Below are 17,732 nucleotides of genomic sequence, written 5' to 3' on the forward strand. Positions count from 1 at the left end.
GGCGGGACGTGGATCGGCTCCGGGTCGCCGTACTCGCTCTCGGAGCCCTCGAGATGGAGTCGGGCGCGCATCCGGCCGCTGAACGGCGGCGTCACGCGGAGCACCGCGCCCGCGTCCCGCCGTTCGTTCGCCTCGACGGCCGCGACGAGGTCCTCGAGCGTCACCACGAGCAGCCGGACGTTCGAGGGGTCGTCGGTGTCCACGTTCTCGTCCTGTGGTGCCCGAAACATCAGACTGTCGACTCGGGGCGCCCGGCGGCTACAGCTCCGGTTCGAACTCCGAAAAACGGGTCCGCCAGGCCTGCGGTATCTCCCGGGAGGTCCCCTCCTCGACCGCCACGACGACGGTCTCTGCCGTTGCGACCGTCTCGTCGCCGCCGCCGGGATACACGCGATAGCCCATCCTGACGCTCGAGTCGCCGACCTCGGTGGCGCCGCAGGCGATCCGGACCGTCTCCTCAGAGCGCGTGACCGGACGGGCGAAGTCGATCGTCAGGTTCGCGAGGACGGCGCCACCCTCCTCGAGGGAGACCCCAAGGACGTGCTCGAAGTAACGGAATCTGGCCTCCTCGAGGTACGTCGCGTAGAGGGCGTTGTTGACGTGTTCGAGCGTGTCCAGATCGCGGTATCTGACCCGCACCTCGGTGTCGAACCGAAACCCCATGCGGGAACGCACACCCCGTGGCCGAAGACCGTTTCGCTTCCCGCCGCGGCGTCGCCCTCGCTTCGGCCGTCGGGGCGACGGAACCGCGGCCGTCCCGCCGGGACCCGTGGATTCAACGCGGTCGAACCCCACGACCGGGTATGTCGGGGTTCGCCGTCCTCACGTACAACATCCGCCACCGGGCCCTCGACGACGGGCCGAACGCGTGGGCAAACCGCCGCGAGGCGGTCGCCGAGACGATCCGGGCGCTCTCGCCGGCGGTGCTCGCCCTCCAGGAGAGCACCGGAACGCAGCAGGCCGATGTCGAACGGGCGCTTCCGGCGTACGAGTACCACGGCGTCGCGGACGACCCGGGGTCGGGCGAGCACAACCCGATCGGCGTCGGCCGGCGGTTCTCGACGGTCGGGACGGACACCGAGTGGCTCTCGGAGACGCCCGCAGAGCGCAGCACCGGATGGGACGCCGCCTACCCCCGCGTTCTCACCACCGTCCGGCTCGAAGACGAGCGGGGCCGTCGGCTCGCCGTCTACAACGCCCACTTCGATCACAGGGGACCTCGGGCCAGAGAACAGAGCGCCCGCCTGATCCGGCGGCGGATCGACGCCCTCCCGGTCGAGACGGAGGCGGTCGTGTTGGGGGATCTCAACTGCCGTCCGGGATCGGCGCCGTACCGCGTCCTCTCGGGAACCGAGGGGGACGACCCCGGGCCGACCTCGCGATCGCTCCGGGACGCCCGGCGTGTCGCCGACACCGCCGACGGCCCGGACACGACGGTGACGGACTTCGAGGCGCTGGATCCCGGGCGCGTGCTCGATCACGTCTTCGTCACGCCGGGGCTCGCCGTCGAGACCCACCGCATCGACGACCGGACCGTCGGAGGGCGGTTCCCCTCCGATCACCTCCCGGTCGTCGCCGGCCTCATGTTCCAATGAAACGCGGTGAGGCGACCGACCGCCTCCGCGCTGCGTCGCCCGACGCCCCGCTTTGCACGCACGGGACGGGTACCGACACGCGGCGTCGGGCCGGGACCCCCGCGGAGACGGCTCTCCGTGTGCGATCGAAGAAGGGTGTTGAACCCCAGTAAGTATGCCCGGGGAGGGCTCCGAACCCTCGATCTCCGCATGTCCCAGGAACGAGACGCAGGCAACGTCTCGGGACACCGCGGTACCGCCTCGTACCCTATGAGTGCGGCGCTATGTCCAGCTAAGCCACCCGGGCTCGTCTCTCTATAGCCCGCTTTGACTCTTCAAGGTTCCTATCTCCCGCGGCGGCGTCCGCTCCGCCGCGCCGACGACCACCCCCATTTATACTATTCTGCGGGTACAGCACACGTATGGAAACACTCCCGGAGTTGCTGTCGGAGGCCATCGCCGGTGCGACGGTCCTCGATACCGTCGACATCGGCGGGGGAGACGCGGTCGCCGTAACGAACGAGGCGACGCACCTGTACCGCTCCGACGGGCTGTTGACCGACGAGTCCGTCGAGACGTTCGGCCACGACGCCGAGCGTCTCTCCGTGCGGAGCAAGCGGCGCAAAAGCGAGATCGGTCTCGAGACCATCGACGGCGCGACGAGCTTCACCGTCCCCTCGAAGGTCGCCGACCGGATCGTCGAAGCGATGCTCGGCGGGGTCCTCCGGGCGACGGGCGTCCTCGCCGACGACGACGAGATCCTCGCGCGGTTCCGGTTCAGCGAACTCACGCTCGTCGTCACCGACAGCTACCTCCTCGAACACGTCGGGAGCGCCGTCTGGGACGCGGACTTCGACACCGTGGAGTACGCCGAACTCACCGGCCTCGACTTCGAGCGGGGCAGCGTCGCGACGCAGGTCGTGATCGAAACCGCGACGCGCCGGCGCCGCGTCAAGGTGCCGAACGACCACGCCGGTCGGGTCCGCAGACAGATCCAGGAGGCCGCCTTCGAGTTCTACGGCGTCTCCTCGATCGACGCGCTTCGGGAGGCGCTCGCGCCCGACACCGACGGGGAGGACGCCGGCCCCAGCCCCGGCGCCGACGCCGGCGCCGGCGCGGGGGCACGATCTGGAACCGGCTCTTCGGCCGCGGACGCGGGTTCGACGCGGGACCCGGAGGCGAGCGCCGGCGGTTCCGGGACCGACTCCGACGCGGACGCCGACGCCGATGGCTTCGTTTCCCCCGACTGGACCCCGCCCGCCGACCAGGACATCGCCGCCTCGGGCCCCGAACGGACGACGAAAACGTCCGACGGCCCCGAATCCGCCCCGACCGACGACGCGGCGGCGGATCGACCCGCAGGGAGACCGACCGGGCCGGAACTCGAGGCGCTCTCCGAGCAGGTCGAGGCGCTCTCCGAGCAGGTCGAACGGCAGACCGAACTCCTCGAGTCCCAACGGGAACTGATCGATCGGTTGGTCGACGAGCTTCGCCGCGGGCGGTGAGTCACTCCCGGCCGGTCACCTTCCGGATGCACGAGGACCCGAACGGGCCGTGTTCGCCGGCCTCGAGCCGCATGAAATGCCCCGTTATTAACGATGCCCCGCAGCGCCGACACTCGAATTCCCCCTCCCGGGAGACGACCTCGCTTTCGAAGCTGAGAAACCGGCCGCCGCTCGGGCGGACGGTGTCACCCTCCCGGTCGATGTGCCCCCGCTTTTCGGCCTCCTCGAGTATCGCCCGGGTCGTTTGGGGGTGCGTACTGATCGTCTCGATCCGATCGATCACCGCCGGAAGCGAAAGCTCCGCGTGCTCGAGTCTGGCGAGCAGCTGCACGCCGAGTTCGACCGGATCGCGCGTTCCGTCCACGCCCGGCGTTAGGCCCCCGAGCGTGTTAGCTTTCACCCACCACAAGACGTTTGTCCCCGCGTCCGGTTGGTCCGTCCGTGCATCCCGGGACCGCCCGCCAACTGTTCGGCGTTGCGGTCGTCGCGGCTATCGCCGCCGCGGCCGCGCTCTCGAGTTCGCCGACGGCCGTCCTCGCGTCCGTCGAGGCGCTCACCGCCCGGCCGCTCGCTCTGTCCGCCGTCCTCCTCGGGCTGTACGTGGTCCGCCCGCTGTTGGCGTGGCCGATCAGCGCGCTGTCGGTCCTCCTCGGGTACCTCTTCGGCCCCGCCGCGATCCCGGTCGCCCTCGCCGGCGCCCTCGTGACGACGCTGCCGGCGTACCTGCTCGCCAGGCGGCTGGGCCACGACGCCGGCGTCTTCGGCCGCATCGGTGACGCCGGGGAGGCCGTCCGCCGGACGACGGGCGATTTCCGCGGGACCGTCGCCGTTCGGCTGGCGCCGCTGCCGACCGATCCCGTCTCCTACGCCGCCGGTATCGCCGGCGTTCCGCCCCGCCCGTACGTCCTCGGGACCCTGCTCGGCGAGTCGCCGTGGGTCACAACGGCCGTCCTGCTCGGGGCGTCGATGGGTCGGCTGACGACGACCGGACTCTCGAGGAGTCCGCTGTTGCTCGCAACGACGGTCGCGCTCGCGGTGCTTTTCGCGCTGTCGCGTCCGGCCTACAGGCGCTTTTTCGACGGCACGGCGCTCAAAACGTAAACGGATCGCTGCAGTCCACGACGACGCCGTGGTGCGGACAGACGTACTTGCAGTGTCGCCTGTACATCGCCGCCTCGCACATCGGACACGGCCGCCCGCCATCGCCGTCGTCGTCGGACACCATACACCGAACGGGGGCGATCCGAATAAAAAGGCTTCCGCCCGGTCCGAAACGAACCGATACACAGCGCGAGCGACGAAACGAAGACGGCGCGCCGTCAGTTCAGCACTCGGACCAGCCGCAGCTCTCGCAGGTCTTGCACCCCTCGGAGTAGTACAGCGTCATGCTGTTGCACTCGGGGCACTCCGGTGACTCCCCGGAGTCGATGAGCGACTGCGCGGCGTCCGTGTCGTCGTTGGGCGAGGCGGGTGATCCCGACGCGGCGACGGCACCACCGTCCGTCTCCGGGGGCGTCTCCGGTTCCGGTTCCGGTTCCGCGTCGAGCTCCGAGTTAGGGGCAGTGGCGCGGTCCGACGCGATAGAGGGCTGTCGGTCCGCGGACCCTTCCTCCGCGATCTCGGTGAGGTTCTGCTGTTGGGGGTACGCCTTGTCGATGTCGCCGTCGAGGTACCGCCGCATCGCCGTCCCGATCGCGTCCGGGATCGAGTTGATCTGTTCGCCCTTGTCCCAGGCGACCTTCGGCGATCGGATCCCCTGGAGCTCCTCGGCGATCTCCCTGGGATCGACGCCCGACCGGAGCGCCGTCGAGATCGTCTTGGCCAGCGCCTCGGTGAACGACGCGGTGAAGCCGCCGGAGTTCCCGATGTTCGCGAACAGCTCGAAGGGCTGTCCGTTCTCGGGGTTCTCGTTGATGTTGACGTAGAGCTTCCCGTAGCCGGTGTCGATCCGCTGTGTGACGCCGCGGAGCACGTCCGGCCGGGGCTGTTTCTTCCCGAGGTTCGGGACCTCCGGGGTCTCGATGACGTCCGCGGGGTCGGTCCCGAGCGCGGCGGCGACCTCCTCGCTGTCGAGGAACCCTTCGATGCCGCCGAAGATCTCCTCGATGTTCTCGGCGATCGCCGCGGCGGCCTCGGCCTCGTCCATGTCCGCGAACTCGGCGTTCTGTGCGCGGGTCGTCAGCACCTGTTTCGAGCGGGTGCCGTCGCGGTAGTACGTGACGCCCTTGCCGCCGTGGTCGTAGATGTACTCGAAGACCTCCTTGGTGTCTTCGAGCGTCGAGTCGCTCGGGGCGTTGACCGTCTTCGAGATCGCCGAATCGACGCCCTCCTGGCAGGCGACCTGAACACCCGCGTGCTGTTTCGCCGACAGGTCCCCGGTCGTGACGAACAGCTCGCCGATGGCGTCCGGCACCGTCGAGAGCCCGTCGATGCCGTCGAACTCGTTTTGCGCCATCTGCTCTTGGGCCTCCCGCTTGACCGCCTCGACGTCGAGGTCGTTCTCCTCTAAGACCCGGAGGAAGTAGTCGTCGAACTCGACGAGCATCTCGTCGCCTTGGACGTCCCCGGAGACGTTCTTGTAGAAGGCGACGTTGTAGATCGGCTCACAGCCGCCCGTCGTGTTGCCGATCATCGACGTCGTCCCTGTCGGGGCGATCGTCGTCGTGTTGTGGTTCCGCATCGCGAAGCCGTCGGCGTGGTCCTCGGGGTCGAGTCCCGTCTGTCGCTCGAACCACTCGGGGTACTCCGTGGGGTCGGCGTACTTGCTCTTGTCGAACTCCTCGAAGGTGCCGCGCTCCCCGGCGAGTTCGTGAGAGGCCGCCTTCGAGCCGTGGTTGATGTGCCGCATCACCTGCCGGGCGACCTCGTTGCCCTCCTCGGAGCCGTACTCGATGCCGAGTTGGATGTACAACTGCGCCAGGCCCATGATGCCGAGGCCGATCTTCCGCATCTCCCGGACCTTCCGTTCGATCTTCTCGACCGGGAAATCGGACATCGTGACGACGTTCTCGAGAAACCGGGTGCCGAGTTCGATCCGCTCGTCGAACTCCTCGAAGTCGATCGCCTCCGCCAGGAAGGCGTCGACCGCGGCCTCGAGGTCGTCGTACTCGTCGCCGCGGTCGTCGTACCAGACGCGCCAATCGGGGGCCTGGCGGTCGGCGAGCGTCGAGAGGTTGATGTGACCGAGGTTACAGGCCTCGTACTCCTCGAGGGGCTGCTCGCCGCAGTTGTGGACCACGAGCCCGTTTGCGACGAACGAGTTCGTGTCCGGTTCGGTCAGATCGTAGACCGCCTCGTGGCCGTCACGCTCAACCGACTCGACGGTTGCCTCGAACTGCTCACTGTACGGACCGCGGTCGTAGTCCGCTAGCAGGTTCTCGAGCGCTTCTGTCTTGTAATCGATGAGGAAGCCGACCTCGTCACGGAACCGTTCGAGGTTATCTTTCGCAATGGTGACCTCGTGGAACCCCTCGACGTCGTACGCTTTCGTTCCGCCCTTGCCGTCGGGAAGTTCGCGGGATCCCGGCTCGCGGCGGTCTTCGTAAACGTTGCTCGCAATGCCGAAGTTGAGCAGGAGTTGTTGGACCTCCGTGACGAGTTCGCGGTCCTTGCTCGCCAGCCGAACCGACGAGCCATTCTCGGCGGAGCCCTGCACGCTGCCGTCGGCCGTGAACAGCGCCTGCAAGAAGCCACGGGCCATCTCCTCGCTCCCCCGCAGTACGGCGTCCGGTACTTGGTGTTTCGTCTCCACGAGCCCGGCTTCCGCAGCGTACTCATACAGCCGAGACGACCGAATCCGTTGTTCGACAGCCTGTGAACCGCGGTAATCGTCACTGCGGGAGATCTCGCTGACGCCGATCTCGTAGTTCGCGTTTCCGGTCGGCTCGCGTACGACCTGATTTACGTCCTCCGCGAACGCATCCGAAACCTCAGCGTCCTCGTCGTAGAAGTTCAAAACCGCGCGTTCCTCCGTTTCTTTCAGGTGACCGTCACCGACGAGCCAGCCGAGGACGCGGCCCTCTTCGGCGGATCCGTGCCGACCGAACGCACCCTTCCGATTCTGAATGTGAACGGTGTCACCTGGGTTAAGGTTCCGCGCCTCGGTCCACCCGTCGTCAGTCCGAACGCGGTGGTCGGCGGTCAGCCGGAGTTCGTATCCCTCCTCGGTCGTGAGTGCGTAGACGTCCTTCTCGCCGGTCCTGTAGACACTGCTCGCCTCCTTGAGCGTATCCTCGCTGCGACGTCCGTCGACCACGACGTCGCGTGCGACACCTTGTTCGTACAGCTCTTCGGCCGGAACCAGCCCGTTCTCGGTACTAATGAGCGTATCACCGGTAACGCACGGGTTCGTCGCCAGGATCCGGTGTTCGGGGTGTTTCTCGACGTCGAAGGAGTGCTCCTTGTTGATGCGCTCGAGGTAGACCACGCCGGGTTCGCCGTTCTCGTGGGCGCCCTCGAGGATGTGCTCCCAGAGCGCCTCGGCGGGCACCGAGAGCACCTCGCCGACCTCGACGTGCTCGCCGAGGCCGAACATGTCGTAGAGCTCCTTCGTCTCCGGCGTTGCGACGTGTGCCTCGCCGGTCCGGGGGTTACTGAACGTGAACTCCTCGCCCGTCTTCACGGCGTCCATGAACTCGTCGGTGATGCCGACGGAGATGTTGAAGTTCGAGAGGTGCCCCTCGACGGCGTTCCGGAGGTGCTCGGGGACCTTCCCGTCGTCGTCGATGAGCTCTCTGGCCTCCTCTAAGGCGGCCTCGAAGGAGTTGTGCGTGAAATCGTCGGGGTCGTTCAGACGGAGCGTCTCCGCCAGCGAGACGTCCTTGTTCTTGGCGTGGATGAACTGGATGACGTCCGGATGCGAGACGCGCATGACACCCATCTGCGCGCCGCGTCTCGCCCCGCCTTGGGCGATCGTCTCGCACATCTGGTCGTAGGTCCGCATGAAGGTGATCGGCCCGGAGGCGATCCCGCCGGTCGACCCGACCGCGTCGCCGTAGGGACGCAGCCGCCAGAAGGCGTACCCCATGCCGCCGCCGCTCTGGAAGACCTGTGCGGCCTCCTTTGCGGTCTGGTGGATGTCGTCGATGTCGTCCTCGGGGCTGTCGACGAAACACGCCGAGAGCTGCTGGAGTTCGTCGCCGGCGTTCATGAGCGTCGGCGAGTTCGGCATGAAGGAGAGACGCTCCATCTGCGACCGGAAGGCGTCGGCGGTCTCCTCGACGTGCTCTCGGACCGATTCGGGCAGCTCCGGGACGAGCGTCTCGTAGGCGAACTTGTTGACGTTGTGCACCGAGAGCGCGGTCTCGGCGTCGGAGTCCGCGGTGACGCCCGCGCCGAAGACCTCCCTTGCGAGTTCGTCCCGCCGCGGGTGATCGGGCTTGAGCTGTGCGGGCGTGACGGGTATCTCGACGCCCCGCCGTTCGGCCTCGAAGACGGCCTCGGCGAGGGCGACGTTCTTGGCGACGCGGTCGAAGAGCTCCTCGGGGGTCTCCTCGAGCTTGCCGTCGGCGTTCTTCCGGAGATACCGGGCCGGCAGGATGTTCTGATACGCGTTGTCGGTGAGTCGCTCCTCGATCGTATCGCCCTCCGTCCGCTTGATCGGGAGGGTGAGTTCGTCCGCCGAGGGGTCCGCCCCGGACATCACTCGGCCCTCCGGGCCGGCGCGTCTCGGTTCCGTTCGGTTCGGTCTCGGGCGGAGCGGTGTGTCTGGATCATTTGTAACGGGATCTGCGTTTCGCTGGGAGCCGGATAACCCTTGGCATCGGGGAATATATCAACGATTCCATACGTTTTCTGGAGCCTCGACTGCCCCTCTCGGTTGCGCCGTACGTATGCCCCACTTGTACGACAAAACGAAACTAACGGTAGATATATAATCCTTCCCAGACCGGAGTGAAAGTAAAATCCGGATCCGGTAGATCGCAACACGCAACCGCCGCTTCCACCGGAAGTACTCGGGTGTTGCCCCGCCCCCGATGACGCGATCGCCGATCCGGACGACCGTCCCGTTTCGACCGAACGCGCCGCGCCGACCGCCCCCGACACCCGCCGGCGATCACTCCGGACGCGAAAAATATAATTTATTTTATATGATCCGGAACGGGCGTCGGCGGGACTCCGGATCGTCGATCCGGGCGGCCTGTCGTTCCGCGCCCGAACCGCCCACAGTGTCCTCACTCGCCCCCTTCGACCGACGAGAGGAAGTTCCCGATGATCTCGTGTCCGACCCCCGTCAGCACGGACTCGGGGTGGAACTGAACGCACTCGATCGGGTGCTCGCGGTGGCGGACCCCCATGACGAGCTCCTCGCCGCCGTGTTCGGTCGTCGCGGTCACCTCGAAACACGACGGCACGTCGCGGGCGATCAGCGAGTGGTACCGCCCGCCCTGAAAGCCCTGCTCGAGCCCCCGGTAGACGCCGCGCCCGTCGTGTTCGACCGCGAAGGCCTTGCCGTGTATCGGTTCGGGCGCGCGATCGACGGTCCCGCCGTACTCGTAGACGGCCGCCTCAAGGCCGAGACAGACGCCGAGCGTCGGCACGTCCGGACCGAGCTCCCGGAGGACGTCCGCGGTCACGCCGACGTCGCGGTCGCGTTTCGGGTGCCCGGGCCCCGGCGAGATCACGATCGCGTCCGGCTCGGCCGCCCGGATCTCGGCCAGCGACGCGGTGTTGCGACGGACGGTCGTGCGCGCGCCCTCGTGTTGGCTGACGTACTCGACGAGGTTGTAGGTGAACGAATCGAAGTTGTCGACGAACAGGACGTGCGTCACCGTTTCGCCCCCTCCGGTTCGGTCTCGATCCGCCGCAGCGCGGTCAACACGCCGTTCATCTTCTTTTCGGTCTCGTCGTACTCGCTCGCCGGATCGGAGTCGGCGACGATCCCCGCGCCGGCCTGCACCGTCACCCGATCGGTCCCGTCGACCCCCGCGCCGCGCTCGACCGTCGCGGTCCGGATGACGATGGCGAAATCGGCGTCCCCGCTCCAGGAGTAGTAGCCGACGCCGCCGCCGTAGACGCCACGCGGCCGCCGCTCGAGGCCGTCGATGATCTCCATCGCCCGGATCTTCGGCGCGCCCGAGAGCGTTCCGGCCGGAAACGACGCCCGCGTCGCGTCGAAGGCGTCCGCGTCCGCGGCGAGCGTCCCCGTCACCGTCGATTCGATGTGCTGGACGTGGCTGTACTTCAGGACGTTCATGAACTCCTCGACGCGGACGCTGCCGGCCTCGCTGACGCGACGGACGTCGTTGCGGGCCAGATCGACCAACATCGTGTGCTCGGCCCGCTCCTTGCCGTCGGCCAGCATCTCGCCGGCGAGTCGCCTGTCCTCGACGGGGCTGTCACCACGGCCGCAGGTGCCTGCGATCGGGTTGCTCATGACCTCCCGGCCGCGGACGGACACGAGCGTCTCGGGCGACGCCCCGACGACGACCAAATCGCCGTACTCGAGGACGTACATGTACGGCGAGGGGTTGACGCGCCGGAGCGCCGCGTACAGCCCGAGGGGGTCGATGTCGCCGTCGAGTTCGCGCCGCCGCGAGATGACCCCCTGGTAGATGTCGCCGTCGAGGACGTGCTCTTTGGCCCGCTCGACGGCCGCCTCGTACTCGTCTCTCGGCCCGGTTCGCTCGGCTCTCCTGTCGAACCCGCCCGTCTCCAGCCGGTCGGCGTCGGACAGGAGCCCGTCGACGCGGGCCGCCTCCGTCCGGATCTCGTCGTAGACGCGGGCGGGGTCCTCGCCGGCGCGAACGAGCGGCGTGAACACGAGCGAGACCGTCCCCGCGGCGTCGTCGAAGACGAGCGTCCTCGTCGTCAACACGAACTGCGCGTTCGGGAACCGCGACTCCGGCGGCTCGATACCGACCTCGTCGAGCCACAGGTCGTAGACGGCGTCGTACGACAGGAACCCGACGAGGCCGCCCTGCAGGCGCTGTCTGTCGGTTTCGGGGAAGTTCTGAAGGGTCGCCTCCGGCAGCGCCGCCCGGAGCGTCCCGACCGTGTCCGCCCCGCTCGGATCGAACAGCCCCTCGTAGCGCCCGTCTGCCACCTCGACCGTCGCCTCGGTCCGCTCGTCGACCGTGACGACCGCCGCCGGATCGTACCCCACGAAGGAGTAGCGGGCGTGTCGGTCCGTCCCACCCCCGGCCCTGAAGGCGCCGTCGGGGTCGCTCGAGGCGACCTTGCCGGCGCTCTCCAAGAGGAACGCGTGATCGGTCGGCTCCGCGTCGGTCGTCCGTCCGGTCAGCGCGGCGTACGCCTCAAGCGGCTCCGTGTCCGCGTCCAACTCGGCGACGACGCGGATCACCGCCGGGCGCTCGTCGGCCATCTCGACGAACTCCGAGCGGTCTATCACGGCGCCCCTCCCGCGCGCTCGACGAACGACGCGACCGCGGCCGCGTCCTTCCGCCCCGGTTCTGCCTCGACGCCGCTGGCGACGTCGACGCCGAACGGATCGACCGTTTCCACCGCTCGCTCGACGTTTCCCGGCGTCAGCCCGCCGGCCAGGACGACCGGCACGGACAGCGCCTCGACGAGGTCCCGCGTCCGTTCCCAGTCGTGCGTCTCGCCGGTCCCGCCGGCCCCGGTCCCGTCGAGGGAGTCGACGAGCAGCGCGTCGGCGACCGACTCGTAGGCCCCGGCGTCCTCGGGCGAGACGGCCCTGATGACGCCGCCGCGGGTCGCCGCCGACAGCGACGCGACGTCCTCGGGGGTCGCGTCGCCGTGAACCTGCACGACGTCGGGGCCGACGCGGTCGGCCAACTCCGCGCCGGCCTCGGGCGATCCCGGCATCGTCACGAGGACGCTCGTAACGAACGGCGGCGTCGCCCCGACGAGTTCGGCCGCGCGCCCCGGGTCGATCTCCCGTTCGGTGCCCACCGAGACGCCGACGATGAACCCGACCGCGTCCGCCCCGGCGGCGACGGCCGCCTCGAGGTCCGCCTCGGAGGTGATCCCGCAGATCTTCACCCGGGTCATGGCGCGAACCCGCGAAGCGAGTCCAGTTGCGCCGCCGCGGCGCCGGAGTCGATCGACTCCCGGGCGGCGTCGACGCCCGCTTCGAGCGTTTCGGCCGCCCCCGACACGTAGATCGCGGCCCCGGCGTTCGCCAGCACGATCGCCCGCTTCGCACCGCCGACGGAGCCCTCGAGGATCCCGCGCATGTCCGCGGCGTTTTCGGCCGGGGCGCCGCCGCCGACCTCGCCGAGTTCGTAGCGATCCAACCCGAGGTCCGCGGGCGAGAGCGTCGCGGTCTCGACGGTCTCGCCGTCGACCTCGGCGACGACGGACTCGCCGTGAACCCCGATCTCGTCCAAACCGTCGCCGTGGACGACGAGGGCGCGATCGACCGCCATCCGCGAGAGCGCGTCGGCGAGCACCGGGACCAGATCGGGGTCGTACACGCCGACGACCTGCGCGTCCGCCCCCGCGGGGTTCGTCAGCGGCCCGAGGACGTTGAAGATCGTCCGCATCCCGAGTTCCTTTCGCGGCCCGATCACGGCCTTCATCGCCGGGTGGAACACCGGCGCGAGCATGAACCCCATCCCCGTCTCCTCGACGCAGCGCTCGACCGCCGGCGGCTCGGCGTCGATCGTGACGCCGATCTCCTCTAAGACGTCCGCGCTGCCCGAGGATGACGACACCGAGTAGTTGCCGTGTTTCGCGACCGGCACGCCGGCGCCCGCCGCGACGAAGGCGCTCGTCGTCGAGACGTTGATCGTGTCGTGACCGTCGCCGCCGGTGCCGCAGGTGTCGACGAGCGGTTCGCGGTCCGGATCGATCCGCCTGGCGGCGTCGCGCATCCCCTGGGCGAAGCCGGCGATCTCCGCTTCCGTCTCGCCTTTGGCCCGCAGCGCCGCCAACAGCGCCCCGATCTGCGCCTCGGTCGCCTCCTCGAAGACGAGCGCGGCGAGCTCCCGCGCCGCCGACTGCGGGAGGTCCTCCCCCTCCGTTACCCGCCGAACGTACTCGGTTATGCTGGCCATTGATGATCAGATTTGCGTTGTAATGTACAAATACATACACGGAAATAAGCGTGTCGTTGCGGACTCACTCCCTGCCTTCCGGGATTACGACCCCGAGCGCGCCCCGACGGCGCGGCCCGGCAGTGATTCCGAAAGCTTCAATTGTGCAAGCGGGATACAAACGGGTGTCGACGGAACGACGGCGGGTTCGTGGTCTAGGCTGGTTATGACACCTCCTTGACATGGAGGAGGCCGGCAGTTCAAATCTGCCCGAACCCACTTCATTCTCTGAATATTCTCAAGTACTGAACCCCGCCTCCATACTACGGTTTCGTGTCATAACGCGAATTGGACCCACCCGGTTAGCACCTCTTTTTGTCCAAATCTCGGTGACGGGATAGAGTTTGATCAAAAGGACACTCTAATAGCGGAAGGATATTTTTTCATTTCTCTCGTAGTACCTAGGTGAACTCCAGCCGCCTTATCGCTGCCTGAACAGGTTTTGTGAATTAAAATCTACGTCAATAAATAGTCTCGTTGAACTTGTCAATAGCTAACACAAACTGCGTGCTGAATATAGAGCGTAAAATTAACACTCGATCTGCACTTATTCTCCGATAGGAACAGACGAACTACCTACTCATGGAACGTACTTGTCACCCGATATCAAGTACTTTCCACTCTCCACTTTGTAAAGCCAACAGGATTGTCGTATCTTGTGTTTCACCATCCAATGTATACGTGAACGCGTAATACCTCAACTCAGAGACATCATCTCTCTGAAGAAATCTCTCCTCATTTGTCGCTGCTGGGAGACTTTGTTCCTGTATATTACTAACACTACACTCCGCATCATAGAGTTCAGCTTCCGTTGCTTCACCTTCTATTCCATAATCTGAATTTAATTCATTAACAGTTTCTGCATCTTTGCTACAAAAGGCATTAATATATTCTCTTATTGTGGCTTCTGCATCCGCCCCACTATTACCGTTACCTGAGCATCCTGCCAATGCTAATCCGCTCACAGTTGCCGACATTGATGCGAGGTATTTACGACGATACATTATATTGGTTACAATAGATAGGATATACAAAAGTTTTGATGACATCCAAGCGAACGCCAAATTATTGATTGTAATAAGAGGGCAGGTGGCGTTGAACGTTTGACTGATATGATCAATTCGGCCAGTAAGTTTTTTCGAGAGGCTGTTGTAAAATACGTGTATTCTATTTAGCACGGATTCTAAAAACCATCATTGAATGAGGAATTTCAACGAGTCGTCGGGAGTGAATACATTATTTTTCCAATTTGACGGGAAATCAACGAAGGCGCGAATTAGTTATCCATCTCGAATGATTCAGCTCGGAGTTCCCGCTTTTCATCAAGAGTACGGGCATCGTAGTGTTTCGCCAACGTTTTTATACTGACGTTCATCCGATCAGAAAGTAGTTTCTTATTGTGACCTTCGTTTAGCCACGCAGTAATAGCACTCCGACGTATCGCGTGAGGCGGGACCGACGACGGACAGCGTTGAGCTTTCTCTCTTATCGTTGCTTCACATTCGTTGATGTCTCGGTCGTGTGGACACTCGCCGGTGTAGTCACAGGGGCGAGTGACCGTGTTAATATTGGCTCGAAGGTTCGAACTAACCGGGCGGCCGTGTTGACTCGTAAACAGCGGTCCACGGTCATACTCGTCCGTTACATGATCTCTGTGGATCTTGATGTAGTCGTTCAGAATTTCACAAACCCACCCGTGTAGATTGACTTGTCGCTCGGCTTTCGCCTTGTTTTTCAGCGGAGTCTCTGTCTCAGGGCGATGGTGTACTTCGACGTACCGTTCGTCGGGATGGTAATCATCCACGTCTAACGCTCTAACGGTCCCGAGCCGGAACCCCGTATCCCAAAGGATCGCGAAGAGTGCGTGACGGAGCGTTGCATACTCAAACTTCTCCAGATACTCAAGTATCTCTTCGGCGGTATCTGGTCGGATGTTATCATCGCGTGCATCATCGTCGGGATCGGGGAGAATCATATTTTCAGCTACCTCTGATTCAACGACTTCCATACTTTCCAGCCACCGTATGAAAACACGAACCGTGCTGAGATTGTTGTAGAGCGTGACTTCGTTGATCCCGCCGTTTTCTCGGCGGTGAATCTTGAAATCGTGGAGATGTAGCCCATCAAGATTAGAAATGTCTTCCAGACCGACCTTTTCGGTCCACTCAACGAAGCGTTTCAGCGCGTATCTGTGATTGCGGTGAGTTGATTCGGAAACCTCTGGTTTTCGTTCTTTGAGATACCGTTCGACAGCGCGTTCGGGTGTCATGCTTCGACTCATTGTAACTCCGAACCGCCTTGATGTGGGTGAGTGCGACAGGTTTTGGTGTGGAGGGACTGCGTTGCGGGCCGCGAGCGTAGCGAGCGGGGCCGGCGTTCAATCTGCCCGAACCCACTCTCTTATAACAGATCCCGACCGCGTAGCTATAGAGCTACCTTCGGGCCTGTTGACATTTCAGGGGGTGGCGCCGATGTCTAAGGTCGTCGATCTAGAGCCGCCGCTCTGTGAGTTCTGCGGCGAGCCGATCGTTGACGACGGGCAGGCGTGTCCCGCCTGCGACGACGGGAGGTGTTGTTACCCATGACGGACGGCGTCCGCCAGGAGGTCCGCGAGTACCTCCGCCGCAACCCGGACGCGACCACGGGTGAGGTCCTCGGCGCGCTCAGCCTCAGCCCCGAGTACCGAGAGACAATCGCCTCGATTCGAGGCGAACCTGTCACGGAACCCGACGGGAACACCCCCGAACAGCCAACTTCAAATCTGTCAGACGAAAATAATCAGAACGAAAACACGGGAGACGGCAGCCGGGTCGAAACGGGTAGCGGGTTAGCTGGTGATTTAGATAAGCGGGATAAGTCTTCTAATCCTTCATTCGACAGTACCGATTACGAAGGTGGCAGTATGGCGGCATCGGCGTTCATGGGTGGATCCGACTCGCCACACGCGAGCGACGAGGACCCGACGCCCGCGACGACGTCGACGCCGACCGAAGCGAACTACGAACGGGCGGTTTCGGCCCTCCCGGTGGGACAACTCGACGCCCTCACGCCCGACGACCGACGCCGCGCGGCTCGAAAGCGTGGTCTCGAATGGCCGTCGACTGACGCCGCTCGGGAGGAGCTGTTCGAGACGCTCGCCGACGTCCTCCGCCACGAGGACGACCGCGTGATTGACGCCCCGACGTCCCTCGGGAAGTCCCACACCGTCGCCGCGACCCGTGGGGTGCGCGCGAGGACCTCACCGGCGGACGGCCCGTCGTCCATCTCTCCGCGACGCGGAAGGCCCGCGACGAGGCCGCCGCGACGGCTCGTACCGAAGGCGGCGAGCACATCGTTCTGAAAAGTCGGCATGAGGCGTGCCCCGTCGCCGCCGGCGACCATGACCCCGACCCCGAGGAGATCGACGGCCAGGACGACGCCGAGGACCGCGTCGTCGTGACGATGGACGGCGAGCCGGCGAGCGAATGGCTTGACTCGATGTGCAATACCGAGGACGGCCGCGGGCTGCCGTTTTCGGCCGCGCACCGACACCTCGAAGATAACAACGATCAAGACGTCGACCTCCCGTGCCACGACGACGGCGAGTGTCCGGCGATCCATCAGTACACGCGCCTCCGAGAGGGCGATCACCCGCTCGTCGAGGCGACCCACAATTTCGCCCATATCCCGAGTCTCCGGACGAACACGAACGTCGTGATCGACGAGGAGCCGGATTTCACCGTCAACCTGACGACGGACCGCGTTCGCCGGGCGGTCGGGGCGTACCTCCGCGAGATCGACGCGCCGGTGACGACCTGGGAGCCGTTCATTCAGACCTCGCAGTACGACGGCTACGGCGACGACGCCGCGAACGTTCGGGCAGAACTCAAGGACGCACTCGACGAGACGCCCCGGCGCGAGTGGTATTTCAAGGAGCCGGACGCTCACACGCTCGCCCCTGCCCTTGCGCGAGCGATATTCAACGCCGAGGAGCGGTCGAACGACCGGCGCGTCGGTAAGACGCCATATCAACCGCCTCGCCTTGACGCCGAGGCCCGCGAGGAGGACGGATGGAACCGCGAGTGGGTGTCGGTCGTCCTCGACGAGGCGAACGACGTTCAGACGGTCCGAACAACGCCGGACCTCGCGGCGGCGCGGTCGGTCGTCGGTCTCGACGCCCACCCGGCGCTCCCGATATGGGAGGCGAATACCGTCCCGTGGATCAAGTCGAAGACCGTCCTCGACCCCGAGGCGCGGCGACTGTGGCGGCGCTACGAACGCGGTCTCCGGGTCGTCCAGGTCGGTGACGCCACGCGCCCGCTGACGAGCGGCGAATACTTCGACGACCGCGGTGTCGAGGCGATCGTCGAGCACCTTCGGGAGACGTACGACGGCTTTTCGACCGCGATCACCGCGAAAAGCGTCCGCAGCCGGTTAGAGGAGACGATGGAACACGTCGGGGTTGACGACCCCGACCTCATGCACTACGGGAACGTCAAGAGTCGGAACGATTTCGCCGGCGAGGATGTCGGCTTCGTGAACGGCTGTATCGACCCCGGCGACGGGCCGGTCGTCGACCTCCTCGCCGAACTCGACCTCAACGCCGAACCCGAACGATCCGACACCGAGTGTGATCGGTGCGAGGGCGACGGCTG

The 17,732-nt window shown here is 65.4% G+C and carries 14 protein-coding genes, 2 tRNA genes and 3 pseudogenes; 6 read left to right on the forward strand and 13 right to left on the reverse strand.

Annotation, left to right across the window (positions count from 1 at the left end):
- Together Q0916_RS12030 and Q0916_RS12035 are read right to left on the reverse strand one after the other, a co-directional pair.
- A pseudogene (locus tag Q0916_RS12030) lies at positions 1–230 on the reverse strand (hypothetical protein); the annotation flags it as partial.
- A gap of 28 nt (positions 231–258) precedes the next feature.
- A complete protein-coding gene (locus Q0916_RS12035; RefSeq protein WP_299237520.1) occupies positions 259–663 on the reverse strand; it encodes an acyl-CoA thioesterase in 405 nt (134 codons plus the stop codon).
- Positions 664–803: 140 nt separating this feature from the next.
- On the opposite strand from Q0916_RS12035, the gene Q0916_RS12040 reads away from it, so the two are divergent.
- A complete protein-coding gene (locus Q0916_RS12040) occupies positions 804–1,595 on the forward strand; it encodes an endonuclease/exonuclease/phosphatase family protein (RefSeq protein WP_299237521.1) in 792 nt (263 codons plus the stop codon).
- A 155-nt stretch (positions 1,596–1,750) separates the two neighbouring features.
- On the opposite strand, the gene Q0916_RS12045 is transcribed toward Q0916_RS12040, so the two are convergent.
- Positions 1,751–1,881 (reverse strand) — tRNA-Met (locus Q0916_RS12045).
- A 115-nt stretch (positions 1,882–1,996) separates the two neighbouring features.
- Here Q0916_RS12045 and Q0916_RS12050 point away from each other — a divergent pair.
- On the forward strand, positions 1,997–3,079 hold the full coding sequence (locus tag Q0916_RS12050) for a DUF7115 domain-containing protein (RefSeq protein WP_299237522.1): 1,083 nt from the start codon (positions 1,997–1,999) through the stop codon (positions 3,077–3,079).
- A 1-nt stretch (position 3,080) separates the two neighbouring features.
- Here Q0916_RS12050 and Q0916_RS12055 read toward each other — a convergent pair whose 3' ends face one another.
- Positions 3,081–3,443: a DUF5830 family protein gene (locus tag Q0916_RS12055; protein ID WP_299237523.1), complete on the reverse strand. Its 363-nt coding sequence runs from the start codon at positions 3,441–3,443 to the stop codon at positions 3,081–3,083.
- A 77-nt stretch (positions 3,444–3,520) separates the two neighbouring features.
- On the opposite strand from Q0916_RS12055, the gene Q0916_RS12060 reads away from it, so the two are divergent.
- Complete coding sequence (locus Q0916_RS12060) at positions 3,521–4,180, forward strand: TVP38/TMEM64 family protein (protein WP_299237524.1); 660 nt, start codon at positions 3,521–3,523, stop codon at positions 4,178–4,180.
- Here Q0916_RS12060 and Q0916_RS12065 read toward each other — a convergent pair.
- The 7 genes and pseudogenes from Q0916_RS12065 to trpD form a co-directional block, all read right to left on the reverse strand.
- Positions 4,170–4,301: an HVO_2523 family zinc finger protein gene (locus Q0916_RS12065; protein ID WP_349254535.1), complete on the reverse strand. Its 132-nt coding sequence runs from the start codon at positions 4,299–4,301 to the stop codon at positions 4,170–4,172. The two genes, Q0916_RS12060 and Q0916_RS12065, sit on opposite strands and share 11 nt — an antisense overlap.
- Positions 4,302–4,403: 102 nt before the next feature.
- Entirely contained in the window at positions 4,404–8,267 is a 3,864-nt protein-coding gene (locus tag Q0916_RS12070) for an LAGLIDADG family homing endonuclease (protein ID WP_414689341.1), read from the reverse strand.
- Positions 8,268–8,720, reverse strand: a pseudogene (locus tag Q0916_RS12190) (ribonucleotide reductase N-terminal alpha domain-containing protein); the annotation flags it as partial.
- A 532-nt stretch (positions 8,721–9,252) separates the two neighbouring features.
- Positions 9,253–9,849: an anthranilate synthase component II gene (trpG, locus tag Q0916_RS12075; protein ID WP_299237528.1), complete on the reverse strand. Its 597-nt coding sequence runs from the start codon at positions 9,847–9,849 to the stop codon at positions 9,253–9,255.
- A complete protein-coding gene (gene trpE, locus Q0916_RS12080; protein ID WP_299237533.1) occupies positions 9,846–11,402 on the reverse strand; it encodes an anthranilate synthase component I in 1,557 nt (518 codons plus the stop codon). The genes trpG and trpE overlap by 4 nt, the downstream gene beginning before the upstream one ends.
- 23 nt (positions 11,403–11,425) lie before the next feature.
- Positions 11,426–12,052, reverse strand: coding sequence for a phosphoribosylanthranilate isomerase (locus Q0916_RS12085; RefSeq protein ID WP_299237529.1), 627 nt, complete (start codon positions 12,050–12,052; stop codon positions 11,426–11,428).
- A complete protein-coding gene (trpD, locus tag Q0916_RS12090) occupies positions 12,049–13,050 on the reverse strand; it encodes an anthranilate phosphoribosyltransferase (RefSeq protein WP_299237534.1) in 1,002 nt (333 codons plus the stop codon). Before trpD ends, Q0916_RS12085 begins: the two co-directional genes overlap by 4 nt.
- 192 nt (positions 13,051–13,242) lie before the next feature.
- Here trpD and Q0916_RS12095 point away from each other — a divergent pair.
- Positions 13,243–13,317: transfer RNA gene (locus Q0916_RS12095), tRNA-Val, on the forward strand.
- 377 nt (positions 13,318–13,694) lie between these two features.
- On the opposite strand, the gene Q0916_RS12100 is transcribed toward Q0916_RS12095, so the two are convergent.
- Both Q0916_RS12100 and Q0916_RS12105 read right to left on the reverse strand, forming a co-directional pair.
- Positions 13,695–14,147 carry a hypothetical protein gene (locus Q0916_RS12100; protein ID WP_299237530.1) on the reverse strand — a complete coding sequence of 151 codons (453 nt, stop codon included), beginning with the start codon at positions 14,145–14,147 and terminating at the stop codon, positions 13,695–13,697.
- A 227-nt stretch (positions 14,148–14,374) separates the two neighbouring features.
- Positions 14,375–15,367 (reverse strand): tyrosine-type recombinase/integrase, encoded by a 993-nt coding sequence (locus Q0916_RS12105; protein WP_299237531.1) that lies wholly within the window; start codon positions 15,365–15,367, stop codon positions 14,375–14,377.
- A gap of 312 nt (positions 15,368–15,679) precedes the next feature.
- Here Q0916_RS12105 and Q0916_RS12110 point away from each other — a divergent pair, with 312 nt between their 5' ends.
- Both Q0916_RS12110 and Q0916_RS12115 read left to right on the forward strand, forming a co-directional pair.
- Positions 15,680–16,438, forward strand: coding sequence for a hypothetical protein (locus tag Q0916_RS12110; protein WP_299237532.1), 759 nt, complete (start codon positions 15,680–15,682; stop codon positions 16,436–16,438).
- A gap of 101 nt (positions 16,439–16,539) precedes the next feature.
- A pseudogene (locus tag Q0916_RS12115) lies at positions 16,540–17,732 on the forward strand (hypothetical protein); the annotation flags it as partial.

Source organism: Natronomonas sp. (assembly GCF_028274965.1).
Taxonomy (GTDB): Archaea; Halobacteriota; Halobacteria; order Halobacteriales; family Haloarculaceae; genus Natronomonas.